We start from the raw sequence: 21,657 nt of genomic DNA, 5'->3' as shown, positions 1-21,657 counted from the left end.
CAAGATAAGATTTCCCACCGCAAGGTTAAGATCCCAGGAAGACTACCTGGTTGATAGGTCAGAGGTGTAAGTGCAGCAATGTATGTAGCTTACTGATACTAATAGATCGAGGACTTGACCAAGAAAGATGTTTGAGTAAGGATTAGGTCTAGCCGAAAGGCTCACTAAATATTCAGTTTTGAAGGTACAAACCTTTAATTAAATAATGTGGTTACTATAGCAAGGAGGATACACCTGTTCCCATTCCGAACACAGAAGTTAAGCTCTTTAGCGCTGAAAGTACTTGGTGGGAAGCCGCCTGGGAGGTTAGGACGTAGCCACGTGAAAAAGACTCTAGTTTATCTAGAGTCTTTTTGTTATATGAATGAAAAGTCTTCCCTTGCTTTAACTTGGGAAGACTTTTGCTTATTTTGTAAGTTGTCCAATCTGTTTTTTTAGAAGTGGGTCTGAAAATTTGACCACAAAACCAATAAATATGCCGGTTGCCAGTGAGGCTCCTAACATAAATGGTAGGTAGGACAGCATGGATATATTTACTATTATAATACTCGCAACAAGTAGCTGGCCTATATTGTGCATAATGGCCCCACATATACTGATACCTATAGTTGAAAAATCCTTGATTCTAGTAGCGAGATACATACCAAATAGGCTCAGGTAGCCCCCAGCTATAGAGAATAGGAAGTAGGAAACAGGACCAGCAAATATTGATGACAATATTATTCTTACACTCAATATTTTAAAGGTATCCTTAAATCCAAAATTTATAAGGCACAAAAGAGTTATTATATTGCTTAGTCCAAGTTTGGCTCCTGGAAATATCGCTATCATTGGGTTGGGTATTATAGTCTCAAGTAAGTAGAGCGCCAAAGAATAGGCTACCATGAGACTCATAAGTACAAGTTTTCTGGTATTATTTTTCAAGATATACTCCTTCCTATAAGTAAAGTTTACTAAGTAAGTGTTGTTCATATAAAAGTGCGTGACTTCTCTTTAAGTTACATTTACTTATCCCATTAAAAAGTATATCATAATTTAAGCTAGATGTGATAAAATAATCTTATAAAAACAATATATATTAAAAATTATTATCAATTACTTTTTACTGTTAGATAATTTAAAGAAACTATAATCTACAATATATAAAATACACAAAAGAAAGGAAATATTTAACATGGCAAAAAATAGACAGGATATAAGCAATGATTTCAAGTGGGACCTAGATTCCATGTATGATGGACCTGAATCAATAGACAAGGACTTAGAAAAGATAGGAGAGTCCATAAAGGAGATGGAGACTTATAAGGGAAGATTATCTGAGTCTAAGGAGATTTTTTACAAGGTCTTAAAGATGATGGAGGATACTTCTAGGAGGATATCCCACAACTATGTCTACACAAATATGAAGCACCATGAGGATACTAGGATAAATGAAAACCAAGCTAAGGCAACCAAGGCAGAGATGATGTCTAATGACTTTTCTAGGGCTACATCTTATATAGTCCCAGAGATAATATCTATGGACCCAGATACTTTGGAATCATATATGAGGGATGACAAGATAGCCCACTACAAGAAGATGGTTGATGAGATATTGAGGGACAAGCCTCACACTCTTAGCCAGAAGGAAGAGGAGATACTTGCCCAGGTTGGTGAGCTTACAAGTGTACCGGAGACTACTTATGAGATGCTGTCATATGCAGATATGGTATTTCCTGAGATAGAAGACGAAGATGGTAATAAGGTTAGGGTAGACCACTTCAACTATTCAAAGTACATAAAGTCCAAGGATAGGAGGGTCAGAAAGGAAGCCTTTGAGGCAGAGTTTTCTACATATAACAAGTACTCAAATACCATGGCTGCAACCCTATTTGGAGCTATAAAGGCAGAGGTATTTTCAGCTAGGGTGAGAAAGTACCCATCAGCTATCTATGCATCGCTTCACGGTGATAATATATCTACTGATGTATATGACAACCTTATAGAATCGGTTCATGAAAATATAGGAGCACTTGACAGGTACATTGGAATCAAAAAGAAGTACTTTGGACTAGACCAGATGCATATGTACGACCTATATCTCCCAATGGCCAGGGATTTCAGGATGGAAATACCTTACAAAAAGGCTCAGGAGATAATTATAGAGGCCCTAAAGCCTATGGGAGAAGAGTACCTAGGCCTAATCAAGAGGGCATTTTCAGAGAGATGGATAGACGTATATGAGAATGAAGGTAAAAAGGGTGGCGCCTATTCATGGGGCAGCTATGACTCTCATCCATATATATTGATGAGCTATAACGATGACCTTAATTCACTATTTACACTGATACATGAGTTGGGACATTCAATCCATAGCTACTATTCAAGGACTAGCCAGCCTTACATATATTCTTCATATAAGATATTCGTAGCAGAGGTCGCATCTACAGTCAATGAAACCCTATTGATAAAGTACCTACTTAAGAATAGCAAGGATAAAGAAGAGAAGATATACCTTCTAAACTACTACCTAGAGCAGTTTAGGACTACTGTATACAGGCAGACCCTATTTGCAGAGTTTGAAAAGATATGCCACCAGAGCGTTGAGGCGGGTAATCCTCTAACAGCCAAGGAGTTTACAGACATATATTATGACTTGAACAAGCTATACTACGGAAATTCTTGTGAGGTAGATGAGTTAGTAGGTGTTGAATGGGCTAGGATACCGCACTTCTACTCAAACTTCTATGTATATAAGTATGCGACAGGATTTTCAGCGGCATCAGTCCTATCCTCATTGATCCTAGAGGGCGGTGACAATGTAGAAAGATATATCAATTTCCTAAAGTCAGGTGGTTCTGAGTATCCTCTAGACCAGCTTAGGGCAGCAGGAGTTGATATGGAAAGGAAAGAGTCAGTTGATGATTCTCTAGGATTATTTTCAAAGCTAGTAGATGAATTGGAGGCATTATGCCAATAGAAAGAATCAATATAGACTGTATTCAGGATGAGATAGAGAAGGTAGCCCAGGCTATCTCTCTAGTCTTAGATATAGACGTTACAATAGTAAATGATGATATGGTCCGTATAGCAGGAACGGGTGTTTACAAGGACAAGTTGGGTCAAAAGATAGAGGGTATGTCTGCCTTTAAAAAGTCATACAGGGAAAAAAAGACCCTTATCATAGACAATCCAAAAGTGTCTGACCTGTGTAGGGACTGTTACAGGCTTGGTAACTGTATGGAAGAAGCAGAGGTATGCTGCCCGATAATCCTAGACAACCAGTGTTACGGGGTTATAGGTCTTATAGCCTTTGACCAGGTCCAAAAGACAAAGCTACTCAGTTCTAGGGATGAATTGATCCAGTTTATAGAGAAGATGGCAGACCTAATATCAGGCAATATAAGGGCAGAGATAAAGTCGAGTGAATACAATATAGAAAGAGAAAAAATAGCCCAGGTCCTAAACAGTATAGACAGACCTGTAGTGTCCTTGGATGAGATGGCTAGGATAGATTCCTTTAACTACAAGTTTTCAAAGATGTTCTCTGTAGGACCTGATGTTCAGGGTAGGTCTATTAAGGAGACCTTGGAATTTTTTGATCTTGAGACCCTATTTGATTTTAAAAAGTCAGATAGAAATTCTGACAAGTTCTATTATGAGTACAAGGCATATCGTGGTATATATTCCATAGCAAAAATAAGGTATGGAGGAGTAGTGTCAGGCTATGTAATAGACTTTATAGACAATAAGGAAGCTATTCAGACCTACAATAGGATGAACGTAGACCATAGGATGACAATAGATGATATAATAGGCAAATCAAGGGCCATTATGGATGTAAAAAGAGATGCCCTAAATGCAGCCAAGTCTACATCTACAATACTTATAACAGGCCAGAGTGGTACTGGCAAGGAGATGTTCGCCAGGGCTACACATAGTCATAGCGACAGGTCAGACGGACCCTTTGTGACCATTAACTGCGCCGCAATACCAGGTGAGTTGCTGGAGAGTGAACTCTTTGGTTACGATGAGGGAGCCTTTACAGGTGCCAAAAAAGGTGGCAAGCTAGGCCTATTTGAGATAGCCAACAAGGGTACTATTTTCCTTGATGAGATAGGAGATATGAGTCTTCACCTACAGGCAAAACTCCTAAGGGTCCTTCAAGAAAAAGAAATCCACAAGGTCGGTGGAGGCAAAAACATAAAGGTGGATGTCAGGATTATATCAGCTACCAACAAAAATCTAGCAGACATGGTAGCAGAGGGTATGTTTAGAGAAGACCTCTACTACAGGCTCAATGTAATACCTATATCCATACCTAGCCTAGAAGAGAGAAAGGATGATATACCCCTACTGGTAGATAGGATGATAGATGTGTACTCCCATAATCTTGGCAAGGAAGTGAGGTCTGTATCTGACAGGGTAATAGCTGCCTTGAAGGAATACTCATGGCCGGGCAATATTAGAGAACTTCAAAATGTCATAGAATACTCTATAAACATGACCAATGGAAGTATTATAGACGATGTCAACCTAGTCTATTCAAGGTTTAGGAAGATAGGCCCACAGGTTATGGAAAAGACAAGAGTTGACAGTCAGGAAGAAGACCAAGATATGGAGATTAGGACAATTGAATCCCTAGAAGAGGACCAGATAAGAAAGGCCCTTAGAAAGTACAAGGACTACAAAAAGGACAAGGATTTGGCAGCCAAGGCCCTAGGCATATCGAGGGCTACACTCTATAGGAAGATGGATAAGTACTCTATAGAGGTGGACTAAGTATATAGAAAGGTTAAGTCCAAAAAGATTAATTAAGTCTAAAAAAGAGTAACTAAGTCCCAAAAGAGAGAATAAATCTAAAATAAAAAATAATATCAGAATCATATTGATATAAATATGTATCAATATGAGAAATAATAATATCTTTTTGAGAAAAAATAAGGCCTTCATCTCATGCTATCTAGCTTGGATTTGTGGGCCTATTTTTAGTGCATAATATTTTATAAGGCAATATGTCTAAATATCAAGCTTGTATACAAATTTTAGGGATTTTAAAATAATAAGTGAGATAAATAAAAAATTGGCATGGCACTTGCTATATATTAGGCAGAGGATAGATAATATGTTTTTGCTTTTTGGGAGGATGTAAAGTATGAGAGATATAAGAAAAGAGCTAGTAGCAATGTTAAAGGCAGAAGTAAAGCCAGCTGTTGGTTGTACAGAACCAGTTGCTCTTGCCCTTGCTTGTGCTAAGTGTAAGGAATTAGTTGGGGAAAAAATAGTCGAAAATACCATGCTTGTAAGTCCAAGTATCTACAAGAATGGTATGTGTGTAGGGATACCAGGTACTCAAAGACTTGGTCTAAAGATAGCTGCAGCCATAGGTATAGTTGCAGGTAAGTCAGAAAATGGCCTAAGTGTTCTAGAGGGGTCTAGCCCAGACCAGATAAGACAGGCAGAGGCATTGATGGATGAGGGAAACCTATCAATAGAACCTGCAGATACTCTAGATAAGGTCTACATCATGGTTGCGTTTAAGGGGGAAAATAACTCAGCCAAGGTAATTATAAGAGAAAAGCATGACAATTTTGTATATATAGAACAGAATGGCAAGGTCCTAGTAGACCTATTAGCAAAGGAAGAAAAGTCACTTACTAAAGAGGAAGTAGTGGCTCAGACTTCTAAGGGAACTATAATGGATGATGCTACATTAGAAGAGTTGATAAGAAATATAGAAAAGATAGATGCCAGTGAATTAGAATTTCTACTTGAGGGAGTAGAAATGAACCTAAAAATGGCTGAAGTCGGTCTAGAGGAAAAAATAGGTATAGGTGTAGGGTACGGTATCAAAAAGTCAATAGAGTCAGGAATCATGGGAGACGATGTAATAAACAATGCCATGATGCTTACAGCAGGTGCATCTGATGCTAGAATGTCCGGTGTGGATATGCCTGTAATGAGTTCAAACGGAAGTGGTAACCATGGTCTAACAGCAATCCTACCAGTAGTTGCCTATGCTAGAAAGTTTGATATTAGTGATGAGAGACTATCTAGGGCCCTAGCTATATCCCACCTAGTTACAGCCTATATCAAGAACTTTACAGGTAGGCTATCAGCTATGTGTGGATGTGGAGTTGCTGCATCTACAGGTGCAACAGCAGGTATAGCTTGGTTGATGGATGAATCAATTGACCAGATAGGTGGAGCAATCAAGAATGCAGTAGCAGACCTTTCTGGTATGATATGTGATGGTGCCAAGTCAGGATGTGCCCTAAAGCTATCTACAGCAGCATCAGCAGCAGTACAGAACGCCCTACTTGCCAAGAATGATTGCTATGCAGACACAATCAATGGTATAGTAAATATCAGCGTTGACGATACTATCAGAAACCTTGGTAGGGTAAGTAACCTTGGAATGGGTATGACAGATACCGTTATCCTAGGTGTTATGAATGATATGAACAAAGTTAAATAATAAGCTATAAAAATAAATCTCCCTGTGGTAAAATTAGTTACCATAGGGAGATTTTTTATTTACCTGTGGAAAGGTGGTATCAAAATGAAAATATTAATAGTCGAAGATGATAAAAATATAGAGAGAATATTGAAAAATGAGTTGGAAAAATGGGGATACTCTGTAGATACTGTGGACAAACTTGACCAGGTTACTGATGTATTCAAGGAGTCTGACCCACAGTTGGTCCTTATGGATATAGTCCTTCCATTTTTCAATGGCTACTACTGGTGTCAAGAGATAAGAAAGATTTCCAAGGTGCCTATAATATTTATATCTTCAAAATCCGAAAATATGGATATAGTGATGGCAATGCAGTTTGGTGGAGATGATTATATCACCAAGCCCCTAAATATGGATGTGACTGTAGCCAAGGTCCAGGCTATGCTAAGACGTGCCTACAAGTTTGTCAACGATATTTACTATATCAGCTATGGGTCAGTTAACCTACATATAACTGATGCCAAGATAACCTACGATGGTCAGGAGGTGAGTCTCACTAAGACTGAACTATTAATTGCCCAGTCCTTATTCAAGGCCCAGGGTGGGGTGGCTTCTAGGGAGAGCCTGATGGATAGGTGCTGGCAAAATGACAACTTTATAGACGACAATACTTTGGCGGTCAATATAAACAGGCTTAGAAAGAAGTTGTCACAAATAGGTCTTGAAGGGCTTATAGAGACCAAAAAAGGTATAGGTTATTATCTGAGAGAGGGTGTCTAGTATGAAGAGGTATTTAGGTTCGTATCTTAGGAGGGTTTACCCTCAGTTGCTTATATTTATTTTATTCTCAATGGTGTTTTATATTACTTTTAAAGTGTCCAACCTTGGTATGGAATACTATTATATGGCCATAGAGATAATGATATTTTTTATGCTAGCATATTTAATATTTATACTTGTAGGTCATAAGAAGAGCCTATCTATGGCAGACCAGGTTGACAATTTGACATTTGAGAAAAAACAACTTATCAATAAGATGACCAATGAAAAAAATGATATGAGGGACTACTACACTATATGGATCCACCAGATGAAGACTCCAATAACAGTTGCCAATCTTCTGGTTGATGAGATGGATGAAGACAATACAAGACTTAAAAACGACCTTAAAAAAGAACTTATGTATATTGAAGACTATACAAATATGGCCATGACCTACCTCAAGATTGTAAATAGGCAGGCAGATATGGACCTAACTAGTGTATACCTTGATGATATAATAAGGTCGGTCTTAAAGAAATATTCTATGGTATTTATATCAAACCACATCAGTATAGACTACAAACCTATGGATATAAGTGTGGTGTCCGATTATAGCTGGCTGTCTATATTGGTGGAGCAACTTGTGTCCAATGCCGCCAAGTATACCAGCAATGGAAGCGTAAAGTTTGTATTTCATAGAGAATCAAACTCCTTAGAAATAAGGGATACTGGTATAGGTATCAGGCCTGAGGACATACCGAAGATATTTGACAGGGGCTACTCTGGATTCAATGGTAGGCTCAATCAAAAGTCTAGTGGTCTAGGCTTGTTTTTGGCTACTAGTATATCTTCCAAGTTATCCATAAATATCAGGGTTGAGTCTGAGTTAGGGGTTGGTTCTAGCTTCTTTTTGGATTTTCCAAAAGAGAGGGACTATAGGGACCTATAGTTTGTTTTGGACTCCTGTAGTCTATTATAGTTTTTTTGTAGTTTATTATAGTTTTTTTGTAGTTTATTATAGCTTTCTTTCAATTTTGTAAGATTGGGACCTACTATTGTAATCTTAGATAAATGCTAAGACTACAAATACTTGCTAAAATATACCTATAAGGTAAGGAGAGGAGCAAGAATATGAAAATACTAGAAGTACAAAACGTTAAAAAGATATATGGAGATAAGGGAGCTAGGGTTGAGGCATTGACTGACCTTAACTTCTCAGTAAACGAAGGTGAATTTATAGCTATAATGGGTGAGTCAGGTTCGGGAAAGACGACTCTATTAAACATTGTAGCTAGTTTAGATAGACCTACAGAGGGGTCTGTCTTAATAGGAGGAAAGAATATAGGTCAGATGAAGGACAAGGAGTTGGCAGCCTTTAGGAGAAATGAACTGGGATTTGTATTCCAGGACTTTAACCTACTAGATACTTTTTCAAATAGGGACAATATATATATGCCCCTTGTCCTATCAGGTATGAAACATAAGGATATGCTAGCCAAGATAAACAAGATCAAGTCACCCCTTGGAATAGACAAGTTGTTGGAAAAGTATCCATACGAAGTGTCTGGTGGGCAAAAGCAGAGGGTTGCAATAGCTAGGGCCATAATAACGAATCCTAGGATCATCCTTGCCGATGAGCCTACAGGAGCCTTGGATTCAAGTTCTTCAGAGATGATACTTAATCTTTTCTCTAAGATAAATGCAGGAGGTCAGACTATACTTATGGTTACCCATTCTCTTAGGGCTGCATCATATGCATCTAGGGTATTGTTTATAAAGGACGGTGGTGTCTACCATGAGCTATACAAGGGAAATGAAGACAAGGAAGTATTTATGGAGAGGATCAACCAGTCTATGATGCTTATGGGTAGAGGGGGTGACAGGTAGATGACTTCGATACTCAGCAAATTTGCCCTTAAGAATATGAAGACTAATAGGGTCATGTTGGTGCCATTTATCCTGTCATCAAGTATCATGTTGTCCCTATTTTATATAATGAGGTCCTTAGTCAGCAATGACTATGTTATACATAGGCATAAGGACCTGCCTATGGTTATCAACTTTGGTACATTGATAGTTGCTATATTTACCTTTATGTTTATTATTTATGCTAATAGGTACTTGGTAAAGAGAAGGTCTAAGGAATTTGCCCTTTATTCTATATTGGGGCTTGAAACTAGGCATATCAGGAAAATTATCTTTATTGAGGAATTTATTACATTTCTTGTAATAGGTATTTTGAGTCTGCTTGAAGGCCATGTATTTGGTAAATTGAGCTTTTTAGGACTTAATAAGATTATGAAGGATGTAAATGTCAAATTGATGAATTATACATTCTCCTACGAGTCTGCACTATACCTGTTTATGTTTACAGTGATTATATTTATAGCTGTATACATAATATCATGTTGGAATATAAGGGCGGTTAGTCCTATGCAGCTACTTGCCCAGCAAAAGGCTGGTCAAAAGGAGTCTAAGTCAAAGTTTATCATATCTTTATTGGGTGTGCTTTTACTTGCAGGTGGTTACTATCTAGCCTTGGCATCAGATGGTACACTTAACAGTTTAAAGAATTTCTTTGTGGCTGTAGTCATGGTAATAGGTGCTACATATTTCTTGTTTGTATCATTCTCTATATGGATATTGAAATTACTCAAAAAGAGGGAGTCTTACTACAAGACAAAGAATTTCTTATCTATATCTGGTATGCTGTACAGGATGAAGGCTAACGGTATGGGCTTGGCTTCGATAGCAGTTATGTCGACTTCTGTAATAGTTACTATAGGATCAACAATGTCAATATATTCAGGCATTGAGGGAGTGGTAAATTCAAAACTTGCTAGGGACTACTCTATTTCCTATGAAGACAGTATACCAGCTAGTATGTCAAATGACGAAATACTAAAGATAGAAAAGTCGATGACAGACCTAGTCAAATCAACAGTTACTGATAAATCAGATATAAAGGGCCTATATACAAAGAGGTCTAGTCTGGTTCCTATGTTAAAGTCAGGTTCTACACTTGATATATTACAAAAGACTAAGTCAGGCAAAAAACCATCAGGTCTTCCTGTATATGGCCTAATAGAGACCCTAGATTCATATAATAGGTCAAAGGGCAAAAATATAAGCCTAGAAGACAACCAGGTCCTAATGACATCAAACAACAAGAGGATAATGGATTATGACCATTTTAAGATAGCAGACAAAAACTACAGGGTCATAAGAGGGGAATCTGATTCTGGATCAGAATATGCCATAGATGCCTACCATATAGTTGTAAAGGACTACAAGACAATGGTCGATATAAACAAGTATTATAGTGTCAATAACTATAAAATTGATACAAACATTGAGGCCCTGTGGAACCTAGATAAAAATTCTAGCGAGGCTAGAAATGAGTCAGCCTATACGAAGACCCTAAAGTCTGTGGCTTCAAGAAATAATATGGATGTTTTGACAAAGGTTGATGTGAGGGAAATAGGCTATAACTTCAATGGTGGTTTCTTGTTTATAGGTATCCTAATAGGTATAATGTTCTTGGTCGGAACAGTGCTTGTGACCTACTACAAGCAGTTGACAGAGGGTTATGAGGATAGGGCCAACTACCAGATAATGAAAAAGGTCGGTCTACCAGATGATATGATCAAGAAGACTGCATCATCTCAGATAATATGGATGTTGTTTATACCATTGTTTGTTGCTGTGGTACATACAGCAGTAGCGTCTAAGGTCTTGAATGGGCTGTTGGGACTATTTGGGGTATGGTCTTATGGAATATTGGTTAAAAATCTTCTTATAGTTACCCTAGTATTCCTAGTGTTTTACCTAGTAGTGTTTAAAATCACGTCTAATATATATTATAAAATTGTAAATTAATTAAAAACAAATGATAGAGTATGATGAAAACTTGCAAAAATATATTTTCATCTAATAAATTAATTTACAAAAACCATATATAAAATCAACTCTATTTACTTAGATATTGATCTTGGTTTAAAAATTTAAAATATATAAACAAATAAATGTACGCTTTTGGAAGACTTAAAAGTCTCTAACCCAAAAGCGTACATTTTTTATGTAAAATAATAAAACATACGCAAAAAAACTTATCTAGTTAGAACAACCACCTCAAAATCCAACATATAAAAAATAGGACTTTATTATCGTTCGTTTTTATCCCTCTATAAAGAATTATATTTAGAATTTTAGATATAATTCATTATTTTATTAAAACTTGAAGAAAACGTATTTAAAATAAAGTGAGATTAGTATATAATAGATGTATTAAATTGAAAAATAAAGTGGAGGTTAATATATGCTTAAAAAGTTTAACAAAGTATTGGTAGCCAACAGGGGAGAAATTGCTATAAGAATTTTTAGAGCCTGTGCAGAGCTACAGATTAGAAGTGTTGGTATATACAGCGAAGAAGACAAGTACGGACTATTTAGGACTAAGGCAGACGAATCTTACTTGATAGGTGAAGGTAAGGGGCCAGTTGATGCATATCTTGATATTGATGGTATCATATCTCTTGCCAAGAGAAAGAAAGTAGATGCCATACATCCTGGTTATGGATTTTTATCTGAGAATGCAGAATTTGCAAGAAAGTGTGAAGAGAATGGCATAACATTTATAGGTCCGGACTCAAGTATCATGGAACAGCTGGGTGACAAGATTAATTCTAAGATAGTGGCTCATGCAGCTAATGTTCCTACAATACCGGGTGTAGAAAAGGCCCTAAAGACTATCAAGGAAGCCAAGGAAGTTGCCGCAGAGATAGGTTACCCTGTAATGGTAAAGGCATCTAATGGTGGTGGCGGTAGAGGTATGAGAATAGTCCGCCGTGAAGAAGACCTAGAGATAGAATTTGAAAACGCTAGAAGTGAATCAAGAAAGGCATTTGGTGAAGATATAATATTTATAGAAAAATATATAGAAGATCCTAAGCATATAGAGGTTCAGATACTAGGGGATGCATATGGAAATATCGTCCACCTATATGAAAGAGACTGTTCTGTCCAGAGAAGACACCAGAAGATTATCGAACATGCTCCAGCCTTTTCACTTCCAACTGAAATAAGGGAAAAGATATGCCAGGATGCTGTAAGGATAGCCAAGCATGTAAACTATAAAAGTGCTGGTACTCTTGAGTTCCTAGTAGACAAGCATGGCAACCACTACTTTATAGAGATGAATACAAGAGTCCAGGTTGAGCATACTGTTACTGAGCAGGTTACAGGTATAGATATAGTACAGAGCCAGATAATGATAGCCCAGGGCTATAAGCTATCTGACCCAGAAATCAATATAAAGGGCCAGGATGATATCCAGTTAAGAGGATATTCTATCCAGTGTAGAATCACTACAGAAGATCCTAAGAAGAACTTTATGCCAGATACTGGTAAGATCCAAGTATATAGGTCAGGCTCAGGTGCAGGTATCAGACTTGATGGTGGTAACGGATTTACAGGAGCTACTATCAGCCCATACTATGACTCACTTCTAGTAAAGACTATATCATATGATAGAACTTTCCAGGGTGCTATCAACAAGATGGTAAGGTCAATCAAGGAAATGAGAGTAAGGGGCGTAAAGACTAATGTAGGCTTCCTAGTAAACGTACTATTAGACCCTCAGTTTATAGAAGGTAAGTGCTCTACAAACTTTATAGATGAAAACCCTCAGCTATTCGATATCAAGGAATCAAAGGATAGGGGTACTAAGCTACTTAAGTTCATTGGTGATGTCGTTGTCAACGAAAGCAAGTGTAAGGGAAGAAAAGAATTTGATGCCCTATACGAACCTAGAATGAGAGAAATCAAGCAGGTTGAAGGTAGTAGGGAAAAATTACTTAGACTAGGTAAGGAAGACTACCTAAAAGAAATAAAGAACGAAAAGAAATTATTATTTACAGATACAACTATGAGAGATGCTCACCAGTCTCTAATAGCTACTAGACTTAGAACATACGACTTGATGAAGGTAGCAGCTGCAACAGAGCACTATCAAAAGGATATGTTCTCACTAGAAATGTGGGGGGGAGCTACATTTGACGTAGCCTACAGATTCCTAAAAGAATCACCATGGAATAGACTACACAAGCTAAGAGAGGCTATACCATCAATCAATTTCCAGATGCTACTTAGAGCTTCTAACGCGGTTGGTTACAAGAACTATCCAGACAACGTAATAGAAGAATTCATCAAGGAATCAGCAAAGTCTGGTATAGACGTATTCAGGATATTTGACTCACTAAACTGGGTTGAAAATATGAAGCAGTCAATAGATATAGCCCAGAAGACAGGAAAGATAGTCGAAGCTGCCATGTGTTATACAGGTGATGTACTTGACCCAGACAAGACTAAGTACACAATTGACTACTATGTAAATATGGCAAGAGAATTAGAAGCTGCAGGTTCAGATATCATAGGTATCAAGGACATGGCAGGCCTACTAAAGCCATATGCAGCCTATGAACTAATCACTGCATTAAAGCAGAATGTAAATGTGCCAATCCACCTACATACTCACGATACAAGTGGTAATGGTGTTGCTACACTTCTAATGGCTTCACAGGCAGGTGTAGATATAGTAGATGCTGCCCTAGAATCTATGGCAGGTATCACTTCTCAGCCATCCCTAAACTCAGTGATTGAAGGTCTAAAGTTTACAGATAGGGACCCTCAGATAGATATGTTCGGCTATAATGAACTAGGTAAGTACTATAGGGACCTTAGAAAGATCTACTACAAGTTTGAAAGTGACCTAGTCAATACAAACGCAGAAATATACGACTTTGAAATACCAGGTGGTCAGTATACAAACCTTAAGCCACAGGCAGACTCACTAGGACTTGTAAACAGGTTTGAAGAAGTAAAGGAAAACTACAAGGTAGCAAACAGGGTAGTTGGAGATATCATCAAGGTTACTCCATCATCTAAGGTAGTTGGTGACCTTGCAATATTCATGACAAAGAACCACCTAACAGAAGAAAACATCATAGAAGAAGGTAAGAAGTTGTCATTCCCAGACTCACTAGTTGACTACTGTAAGGGTATGATAGGCCAGCCAGTTGGTGGTATACCTCAGGCTCTACAGGAAGTAGTCCTAAAGGGTGAACCAGCTATCACAGCTAGACCAGGATCACTTCTTCCAGCTGAAGACTTTGATGCAATTAGAAAGCACCTAGTAGAAGACCTAGGAATTAAGGATCCTACTCATAGACAGGTCCTAAGTTACTCACTATATCCAAAGGTGTTTGATGACTATATCAACCATGTTAAGGACTTCAATGATGTAAGTGAGCTTGAATCAGACGTATTCTTCTACGGCCTAAATATAGGTCAGGAATGTGAGGTTGAAATAGAGGAAGGTAAGAACCTTACAATCAAGCTAGTAGATATCGGAGAGCCAAGAGAAGATGCAATGAGAACTCTTACGTTTGAGCTTAACGGTATGCTAAGAGACGTAGATATCAAGGATATGAACTATTCAGGTAAGGTAGTAAGTGTAGAAAAGGCTGACATGAATGACCCTCACCAGATAGGAGCATCAATACCAGGTAAGGTTGTCAAGATCCTTGTTAAGAAGGGCGATGAAGTAACTGAAAACCAGCCATTAATTGTAATTGAGGCCATGAAGATGGAGACAAATATAGTTGCCAAGGCTGCTGGTAAGGTTGCAGATATCAAGGTTGATGTCAACGATATGGTAATAGACAAGCAGTTGTTGATGCAGTTAGAAGAATTGGGAGAGTAATATCCAATAAGTAACTGTAGGGTCTTGGTATAGATCTATATATAAAACTTAAACAGAAAAAATTTAGGCTCTTTATCAGCTTTGTTTGATAAGGGGCCTAATTTATTTTTAGAAGATATTTATTTTTTTATCTTCTTGTAGTACAAAAACAGATACAAAAAAAGCCAGCATCTTTAGACACTGGCTTACAACTTTTTATTTACTTAGCTTTTTTTCATAGATTGAATATACTGGTAGTCCTAGTAACATTATTGCAATTGATCCACAAGCTAGTAGTGGAGCGTTGAATAACTGGCTAACAAGAACGAATAATCCACTTGCTGTAGCTACTATTGGCATAATTGGATATAGTGGCACTTTGTAGCTTCTTTCTAGGTTTGGCTTAGTCTTTCTTAGCTTGATAACAGCTAGGAATGAAAGAACTATGAATATCCAAACCGAGAACATTGCAAGGTCAGTTAGTAGGTTGAACTGTCCAGAAAGTGCATATACAGCAGCTATTAGAGATAGAACTAGTAGAGCAAATGCTGGTGACTGGCTCTTGTTAAGGCTACCGATCTTTTCAGATAGTGGTAGGTGCTTAGACTGAGCTAGAGCATATAGGACTCTTGATCCTGTGAATAGGTAAGCATTTGTTGCACCGAACACTGATACCATTATACCTACACCTATTACCTTGGCACCTGCTGGTCCAAGAATTCTTGTAGCAACTAGGCTGGCTGGTGATACTGAGTTAGCAAGTTCGCTAGCTGGTGCTACCCATAGGTAAGATACGTTGATTATTAGGTAAACAGCTGCAACAACAGATATACCACCAACGATTGCTTTTGGTAGGTCCTTACCTGGGTTTTTCATTTCACCTGCAAGTGCAGTAACATTCATCCATCCGTCAAATGCGAAGAATATAGCAAGTAGTATCTGACCGAATGCAGATGCTACATTTACTCCTTCACCTGTCATTGGAGTGATTACTGTGTTGTTGCCATCACCTAGTACAAAACCTAAGATTATAAGACCAACTAGAACTGCAAGCTTACAGATAGTAGATATGTTCTGGATTATTGATCCAGACTTGCTGCCCATTGAGTTTAGGAATGCAACTAATAATATAAGAACGATTGCCAATGGAACTTTAAGTGCTGCCATTCCTGATAAAACAGCGAACTGTTCTGAGAATATAACTGCAAGAGCTGCAATCATACCTGGATAGAATAATAATGCCTGTACCCAACCTGATAAGAACCCTATTTTCTTACCATATACTTCCTCGATGTACATCATCATACCACCTGTTTTTGGTATAACTACTGCTAGTTCTGCAACTGTAAGTCCTGCTGCTATTGTGATTAGTGCTGCCACTACCCAACCTAATATACCAAGACCAGGTGCTCCACCTGTTGCAGTATAAATTGCTTGAGGCTTAAAAAATACGCCAGAACCTATAACTCCACCGATTAGAGTAGATAGGGCAGCGCCTAAGCCAAGATTTTTTTGTAACTGGTTATTTTCCACTACAAATACCTCCCTTTACCATTTTTACTAAATTATAACTTGATTTTTTTAAAAAAACAAGGCAAAAAACCTAAAAAAATACAAAACACATAAAGTTTTTCACATGTATTTTATATGAATATGACAGTTTAAATTTAAAAACATAAAAAGATGATAAAAATTACACAATAATTAGGAAAAGATCTATAGTTATTATCTATTAGAGGCTTTTAAGGCTTTCGATTGTTAAAAAATAGATGTATAAAAATTTTGAAAAATCACTACTGTATAAAAAGGAATATTGAGTATGAGTGTAGAATAAATTAATAATTGACTTGTGAGGCCAAAATTTTATCTATTGAAAACGAAATTTTGCTCTTAATATAATATAAAGTATTTTTATGAAAGTGTCTTATATTATTAATATCTGAAAAGTCAAAAATAAACAAAAGGTAGGTGCTCTTATGAAAGTCTATAATAGTGAAAAAATCAGAAATATTGCAGTTTTGGGTCATAGTGGTTGTGGTAAGACTAATCTGCTTGAAACAATTGCTCATGCAGCAAATGTAAATAAGATTCCCAAGCTAAGCAACAATGTCCAGATGACTTATAGCATGAGTCTTATGCCGGTTGAATATGAAGGATTCAAGTTTAACTTCCTAGATACTCCTGGCTATACTGACTTTACTGGTGATGTTGTATCTGCTCTTGCAGCTAGTGACGCAGCTATAATAGTAATCGATGCTACAGATCCTATGCAGGTAGGTACTGAGAAGGCTCTAGAGCTTACAGAAGGTATACCTAAGATTATGTTTATTAACAAGATTGACAATGAAAAGGCTAGATACAAGGACGTAATAGCTATGTTAGACGAAAAGTTTGAGAACAAGATAGTTCCTATGATTTCTCCAGAATTTTCAGATGGAAAGTTTGTTAAACTACATAACCTATTTGAAGACTATGAAGGACTAGAAGGTGAGTTTGTAGACCAGGCTAAAAAGTCATATGATGCCTTGATGGAATTGGTTGCAGAGACAGATGACGACTATTTAGAAAAATTCTTTGAGGGACAAGAGCTTACTCGCGATGAAATAAGAAAGGGAATAACTATAGGAGTTAAGAGGGGAGATATAGTACCGGTAATATCAGGCTCTACTATAAATAATGTAGGTACAGCAGAGATATTGGCTTCTCTTGAAAGTTATATAGACCCATCATTTGTTGATGAAGACGCTAAGTTTAAGGGAACGGTATTTAAGACTTTCATAGATCCATTTATTGGTAAAATTTCATATATAAAGGTTACGGCAGGTCAGATAAAGAAAGATACAGAGGTTTATTTTGAGGATGGTTCAAAAGAAAAGATAGCCAATATATATACTATAAGAGGTGGAGAACTGATAGAACTAGACAAGGCCTATGCTGGAGACATAATAGTTGTGACTAAGGTATCAAAACTGTCTACAGGCAAACTTATATCTACAGACAAGAATGCCCAGTCTGATATAGATATAGTATTCCCTAAGCCACAGATTTACTATGCTATATCACCTAAGAACAAGAATGATGAAGACAAGATGGCTACTGTTATAACAAGACTAGTTGGTGAAGACCCAACTCTTGAATACTATAGAAATAATGAAACACATCAGGCTCTAATAGGTGGCCAGGGAGACCTTCACCTAAAGACACTAGTAAATAAGATGAAGGACAAGTTTGGCCTAGAGGTTGAACTATCAGACCTAAAAGTTCCTTATAGGGAGACTATAAAGGCTAGTTCAGATGTAGAAGGAAAGCATAAGAAGCAGTCTGGTGGTCATGGTCAGTATGGTCATGTAAAGATTAGGTTCTCAAGGTCAGATGAAGAATTTGAATTTACTGAAGAACTGTTCGGTGGATCAGTGCCAAAGTCATATGTACCGGCAGTAGAAAAGGGTCTAAGAGATTCAATGCTAAAGGGTGTATTAGCTGGATATCCTGTGACAAATATAAAGGCTGTATTATATGATGGCTCTTACCACGATGTTGACTCTTCAGAGATGGCCTTTAAGATGGCTGCATCTATAGCCTTTAAAAAGGGTATGGAAGAGGCAAAACCTATCCTTCTTGAGCCAGTTATGAAACTTACCATAACTATACCAGAAGAATATATGGGAGATGTTATGGGAGATATGAACAAGAGAAGAGGTAAGATCCTTGGCATGGAATCAAATGGCAAGGGCAAGCAGGTGCTAGAAGCCTTAGCTCCACAGGGAGAGACATTCAAGTATGCTATAGACCTTAAGTCAATGACTCAGGGACGTGGATATTTTGAGATGGAGTTTGATTCATATGCAGAAGTTCCTTCTTCAGCAGCAGAAAAGATAGTTGCTGGAGTAAGGAAAGACCAGTAGTTCACAACCTACCTTTTTATTATCCGTTGCGGGGGGACTTTTCTCCTCGCAACATTTTTATTTATTATATTTGGATTATTGCAAGTTCACATGTGGTATAATAGAAGCTAGAATTTAATTTTTACTTTAAGGTAAATTTAAGGGGGTATTGTTAAAATTTATGGCAAAGATTAGAACTAAGTATGTATGTCAGAACTGTGGCTATGAAAATCCAAAGTGGCTAGGTAAATGTCCAGAGTGTTTGCAGTGGAATACCTTTGTGGAAGAGACAGAGGTAAAGGAGACACCAAAGGAAAAAGCTATCAAGGAAAGAGCCTTGAGGGCATCTATAAAAACTGACACAAAGCCTGTTAAAATCAACTCAATACAGAGCCATAGGGAAGAGAGATTTTCTACAATGATACCTGAACTAGATAGGGTACTGGGTGGCGGAATCATACCGGCTTCATTGATCTTAGTAGGTGGAGATCCTGGTATAGGAAAGTCAACTCTACTTCTTCAAGTGTCCAACAACATAGCTAGATCTGGCAAAAAGCTCTTGTATGTATCTGGTGAAGAAAGTGAAAACCAGATAAAGATGAGGGCCAAAAGACTAGGTGTAGATTCAGATAATCTCTATATATACACAGAAAATAATCTTGCAGCTATAGAGTCTCAAATAGAGGATATCAAGCCCGATGCAATTGTAGTGGACTCTATACAGACCATGATATCTCCAGAAATAAATGCAGCTCCTGGAACTGTAAGCCAGATAAAAGAAGGTACTTCAAAGTTTATGAATATATCCAAGTCAAAGGGTATCTCTACTTTTATAGTGGGCCATGTAACAAAGGAAGGCTCCCTAGCCGGTCCCAAACTTCTTGAACACATGGTGGATACCGTCTTGTATTTTGAGGGTGAAAGATATAATACCTATAGGCTTCTTAGGGCAGTTAAAAATAGGTTTGGTTCAACAAATGAACTTGGTGTATTTGAGATGAAGGCAAATGGACTTGAAGAGTTAGAAAATCCATCCAAGGTACTAATATCTGAAAAGCCAAGTGATGCATCTGGTTCTGTAATAGTATCAACTGTTGAAGGTACAAGGTCTATGTTACTTGAACTCCAGGCCCTTGTTGCGACAACCAATTTCGGTTATCCAAGGAGGACGACAACCGGTGTAGACAACAATAGGGTAGCCCTTATCTTGGCAGTGCTTGAAAAAGTTGTCGGTCTTCAAATTCAAAACCAGGATGTATTTGTAAATATTATAGGTGGTCTAAAGATAAATGATCCATCTATGGACCTAGGAATCGCATTGGCAGTAGCTTCTAGTTTCAAGAACATACCTATAGATGCAAGTGTGGTTGTCACAGGGGAAATAGGTCTTACTGGAGAGGTCAGAACAGTGAGTTTCATTGAAAAAAGAATAATAGAATGTGAAAAATTAGGTTTCAAAAAGATGATTATACCTAGAGGAAACTACTTAAATGAATTCAAAAAAGAATATAGTCTAGAGATTGTTCCGGTGTCTAATTTAAGACAGGCCATGTATGCCTTGATGGGCAACTAGTTGGATAAGTTATTGGGCTTGGAAAAATCAGTTTTTTCTAAAGTTTGATCATGAAATATTTATAGGCTAAGCTAAAAACAAGCTTTTTGGTCTATATTATAGTCAAGGTTTTATAATTAAAACAATATTTTAATAGGAGGTGAAATAATGTTAGCAAAACTAAGAAGGTTTGTATTTGCTCTAGTAGGGTTTGCACTTACGACTACGATTTACCTATCGCTAACACCAGAGATGTCCTTTATAAAAGACCTACATACCAAGTATGGTTATTGGGGCGGTATAGCATTAGGAATTGTAGTTGGAGTAATATTCTTTTTATTGGAGCCGATTGCTAGCAAGCAATTAAAAAAGATAAGTAAGAAATTCGACAAGGAGTTGTCAGTATATTCTCAGGTAGATATTATACTTGGGTCGGTGGGATTATTATTGGGATTCTTTATTGCTTTCTTTGTCAGTAAATTATTGGAAAACTTGTATATAGTTGGACCGGTACTATCTATTATATCATACATTATATTTGGACTTATAGGAATCAGGATAGGCGTAAGAAGCAAGAACGAGTTGGCTAATTTATTTAAACTAAGACAGCAGGGTGAGAAGAAAGAATCTGAAAAACACAAAAAGTTGAAGAGAAATATTCCACCTAAGGTATTGGATACATCTGTAATAATAGATGGTAGAATAGCCGATATCTGCAAGACAGGTTTTATAGAGGGTAAGCTTGTTATACCCCAGTTTGTCCTTGATGAGCTAAGACACATAGCAGATTCAGCCGATGACCTTAAGAGGGTCAGGGGTAGAAGGGGTCTTGATATACTAAACGAGATCCAAGAAGATGGTTCAATAGAAGTAGAGGTAACCAACCAAGACTTTGATGATATAGCAGAGGTTGACATCAAGCTTTTAAGATTGGCATCAGTCCTAAAGGGCAAGGTAGTTACAAATGACTTCAACTTAAATAAGGTAGCCCAGGTTCAGGGGGTTGAGGTCTTGAATATAAACGAACTTGCTAATGCGGTCAAGCCAATAGCTATACCTGGTGAAGAGATGTTGATTACAATAGTTAAAGAAGGTAAGGAAAACCAACAGGGTGTTGCCTACCTTGACGATGGTACTATGATAGTAGTAGAGAATGGTAAGAAGTTTATCAATGAAACTAGGACAGTAGTAGTAACTTCAATACTTCAGACTCCAGCAGGTAGGATGATATTCGCCAAGGTCAAGTAGTTCTATGAATTAAGACAATCATAAGACATTC

At 37.4% G+C, this 21,657-nt stretch carries 13 protein-coding genes and 2 rRNA genes; 13 read left to right on the top strand and 2 right to left on the bottom strand.

The window, feature by feature from the left end; translation table 11 throughout:
• Positions 1-122, top strand: a 23S ribosomal RNA gene (locus tag F823_RS0103750); the annotation flags it as partial.
• 84 nt (positions 123-206) lie between these two features.
• Positions 207-323 (top strand): 5S ribosomal RNA (rrf, locus tag F823_RS0103745).
• Between the two features lie 82 nt (positions 324-405).
• Here rrf and F823_RS0103740 read toward each other — a convergent pair.
• A complete protein-coding gene (locus tag F823_RS0103740; RefSeq protein ID WP_002845955.1) occupies positions 406-972 on the bottom strand; it encodes a Gx transporter family protein in 567 nt (188 codons plus the stop codon).
• A gap of 202 nt (positions 973-1,174) precedes the next feature.
• On the opposite strand from F823_RS0103740, the gene pepF reads away from it, so the two are divergent.
• The 8 genes from pepF (at position 1,175) to F823_RS0103700 (ending at position 14,963) form a co-directional block, all read left to right on the top strand.
• Positions 1,175-2,959 (top strand): oligoendopeptidase F, encoded by a 1,785-nt coding sequence (gene pepF / locus F823_RS0103735; RefSeq protein ID WP_002845956.1) that lies wholly within the window; start codon positions 1,175-1,177, stop codon positions 2,957-2,959.
• Positions 2,950-4,761, top strand: a complete 1,812-nt coding sequence (locus F823_RS0103730) for a sigma-54 interaction domain-containing protein (protein ID WP_002845957.1) — start codon at positions 2,950-2,952, stop codon at positions 4,759-4,761. The genes pepF and F823_RS0103730 overlap by 10 nt, the downstream gene beginning before the upstream one ends.
• Before the next feature lie 373 nt (positions 4,762-5,134).
• Entirely contained in the window at positions 5,135-6,457 is a 1,323-nt protein-coding gene (locus tag F823_RS0103725; protein WP_002845959.1) for an L-cysteine desulfidase family protein, read from the top strand.
• Between the two features lie 84 nt (positions 6,458-6,541).
• A complete protein-coding gene (locus F823_RS0103720; RefSeq protein WP_019595393.1) occupies positions 6,542-7,219 on the top strand; it encodes a response regulator transcription factor in 678 nt (225 codons plus the stop codon).
• A 1-nt stretch (position 7,220) separates the two neighbouring features.
• A complete protein-coding gene (locus tag F823_RS0103715; RefSeq protein ID WP_002844287.1) occupies positions 7,221-8,150 on the top strand; it encodes a sensor histidine kinase in 930 nt (309 codons plus the stop codon).
• 182 nt (positions 8,151-8,332) lie between these two features.
• A complete protein-coding gene (locus F823_RS0103710) occupies positions 8,333-9,088 on the top strand; it encodes an ABC transporter ATP-binding protein (protein WP_002845966.1) in 756 nt (251 codons plus the stop codon).
• Positions 9,089-11,080 (top strand): FtsX-like permease family protein, encoded by a 1,992-nt coding sequence (locus F823_RS0103705; protein ID WP_002845967.1) that lies wholly within the window; start codon positions 9,089-9,091, stop codon positions 11,078-11,080. It begins immediately after the preceding gene.
• A 439-nt stretch (positions 11,081-11,519) separates the two neighbouring features.
• Entirely contained in the window at positions 11,520-14,963 is a 3,444-nt protein-coding gene (locus F823_RS0103700) for a pyruvate carboxylase (protein WP_002845968.1), read from the top strand.
• 195 nt (positions 14,964-15,158) lie between these two features.
• Here the strand turns inward: F823_RS0103700 and F823_RS0103695 are convergent, their stop codons facing one another.
• Positions 15,159-16,475 carry an APC family permease gene (locus tag F823_RS0103695; RefSeq protein WP_002845969.1) on the bottom strand — a complete coding sequence of 439 codons (1,317 nt, stop codon included), beginning with the start codon at positions 16,473-16,475 and terminating at the stop codon, positions 15,159-15,161.
• 443 nt (positions 16,476-16,918) lie between these two features.
• On the opposite strand from F823_RS0103695, the gene F823_RS0103690 reads away from it, so the two are divergent.
• The 3 genes from F823_RS0103690 (at position 16,919) to F823_RS0103680 (ending at position 21,626) form a co-directional block, all read left to right on the top strand.
• Positions 16,919-18,847, top strand: coding sequence for an elongation factor G (locus F823_RS0103690; RefSeq protein ID WP_002845975.1), 1,929 nt, complete (start codon positions 16,919-16,921; stop codon positions 18,845-18,847).
• A gap of 160 nt (positions 18,848-19,007) precedes the next feature.
• Entirely contained in the window at positions 19,008-20,399 is a 1,392-nt protein-coding gene (gene radA, locus F823_RS0103685) for a DNA repair protein RadA (RefSeq protein WP_002845976.1), read from the top strand.
• Positions 20,400-20,546: 147 nt separating this feature from the next.
• Positions 20,547-21,626, top strand: coding sequence for a PIN/TRAM domain-containing protein (locus F823_RS0103680; RefSeq protein WP_002843672.1), 1,080 nt, complete (start codon positions 20,547-20,549; stop codon positions 21,624-21,626).
• Positions 21,627-21,657: the final 31 nt, after the last annotated feature.

This window comes from Peptostreptococcus anaerobius VPI 4330 = DSM 2949, assembly GCF_000381525.1.
GTDB lineage: Bacteria > Bacillota > Clostridia > Peptostreptococcales > Peptostreptococcaceae > Peptostreptococcus > Peptostreptococcus anaerobius.
Note: the sequence above shows the minus strand (reverse complement) of the source record. Positions and strands in the feature narration are given on the sequence as shown.

What these genes read in the sequence shown, in the direction of transcription:
- F823_RS0103740 (WP_002845955.1), bottom strand. Translation starts at nt 972, where the DNA reads ATGAACAACACTTACTTAGTAAACTTTACTTATAGGAAGGAGTATATC.
- pepF (WP_002845956.1), top strand. Translation starts at nt 1,175, where the DNA reads ATGGCAAAAAATAGACAGGATATAAGCAATGATTTCAAGTGGGACCTA.
- F823_RS0103730 (WP_002845957.1), top strand. Translation starts at nt 2,950, where the DNA reads ATGCCAATAGAAAGAATCAATATAGACTGTATTCAGGATGAGATAGAG.
- F823_RS0103725 (WP_002845959.1), top strand. Translation starts at nt 5,135, where the DNA reads ATGAGAGATATAAGAAAAGAGCTAGTAGCAATGTTAAAGGCAGAAGTA.
- F823_RS0103720 (WP_019595393.1), top strand. Translation starts at nt 6,542, where the DNA reads ATGAAAATATTAATAGTCGAAGATGATAAAAATATAGAGAGAATATTG.
- F823_RS0103715 (WP_002844287.1), top strand. Translation starts at nt 7,221, where the DNA reads ATGAAGAGGTATTTAGGTTCGTATCTTAGGAGGGTTTACCCTCAGTTG.
- F823_RS0103710 (WP_002845966.1), top strand. Translation starts at nt 8,333, where the DNA reads ATGAAAATACTAGAAGTACAAAACGTTAAAAAGATATATGGAGATAAG.
- F823_RS0103705 (WP_002845967.1), top strand. Translation starts at nt 9,089, where the DNA reads ATGACTTCGATACTCAGCAAATTTGCCCTTAAGAATATGAAGACTAAT.
- F823_RS0103700 (WP_002845968.1), top strand. Translation starts at nt 11,520, where the DNA reads ATGCTTAAAAAGTTTAACAAAGTATTGGTAGCCAACAGGGGAGAAATT.
- F823_RS0103690 (WP_002845975.1), top strand. Translation starts at nt 16,919, where the DNA reads ATGAAAGTCTATAATAGTGAAAAAATCAGAAATATTGCAGTTTTGGGT.
- radA (WP_002845976.1), top strand. Translation starts at nt 19,008, where the DNA reads ATGGCAAAGATTAGAACTAAGTATGTATGTCAGAACTGTGGCTATGAA.
- F823_RS0103680 (WP_002843672.1), top strand. Translation starts at nt 20,547, where the DNA reads ATGTTAGCAAAACTAAGAAGGTTTGTATTTGCTCTAGTAGGGTTTGCA.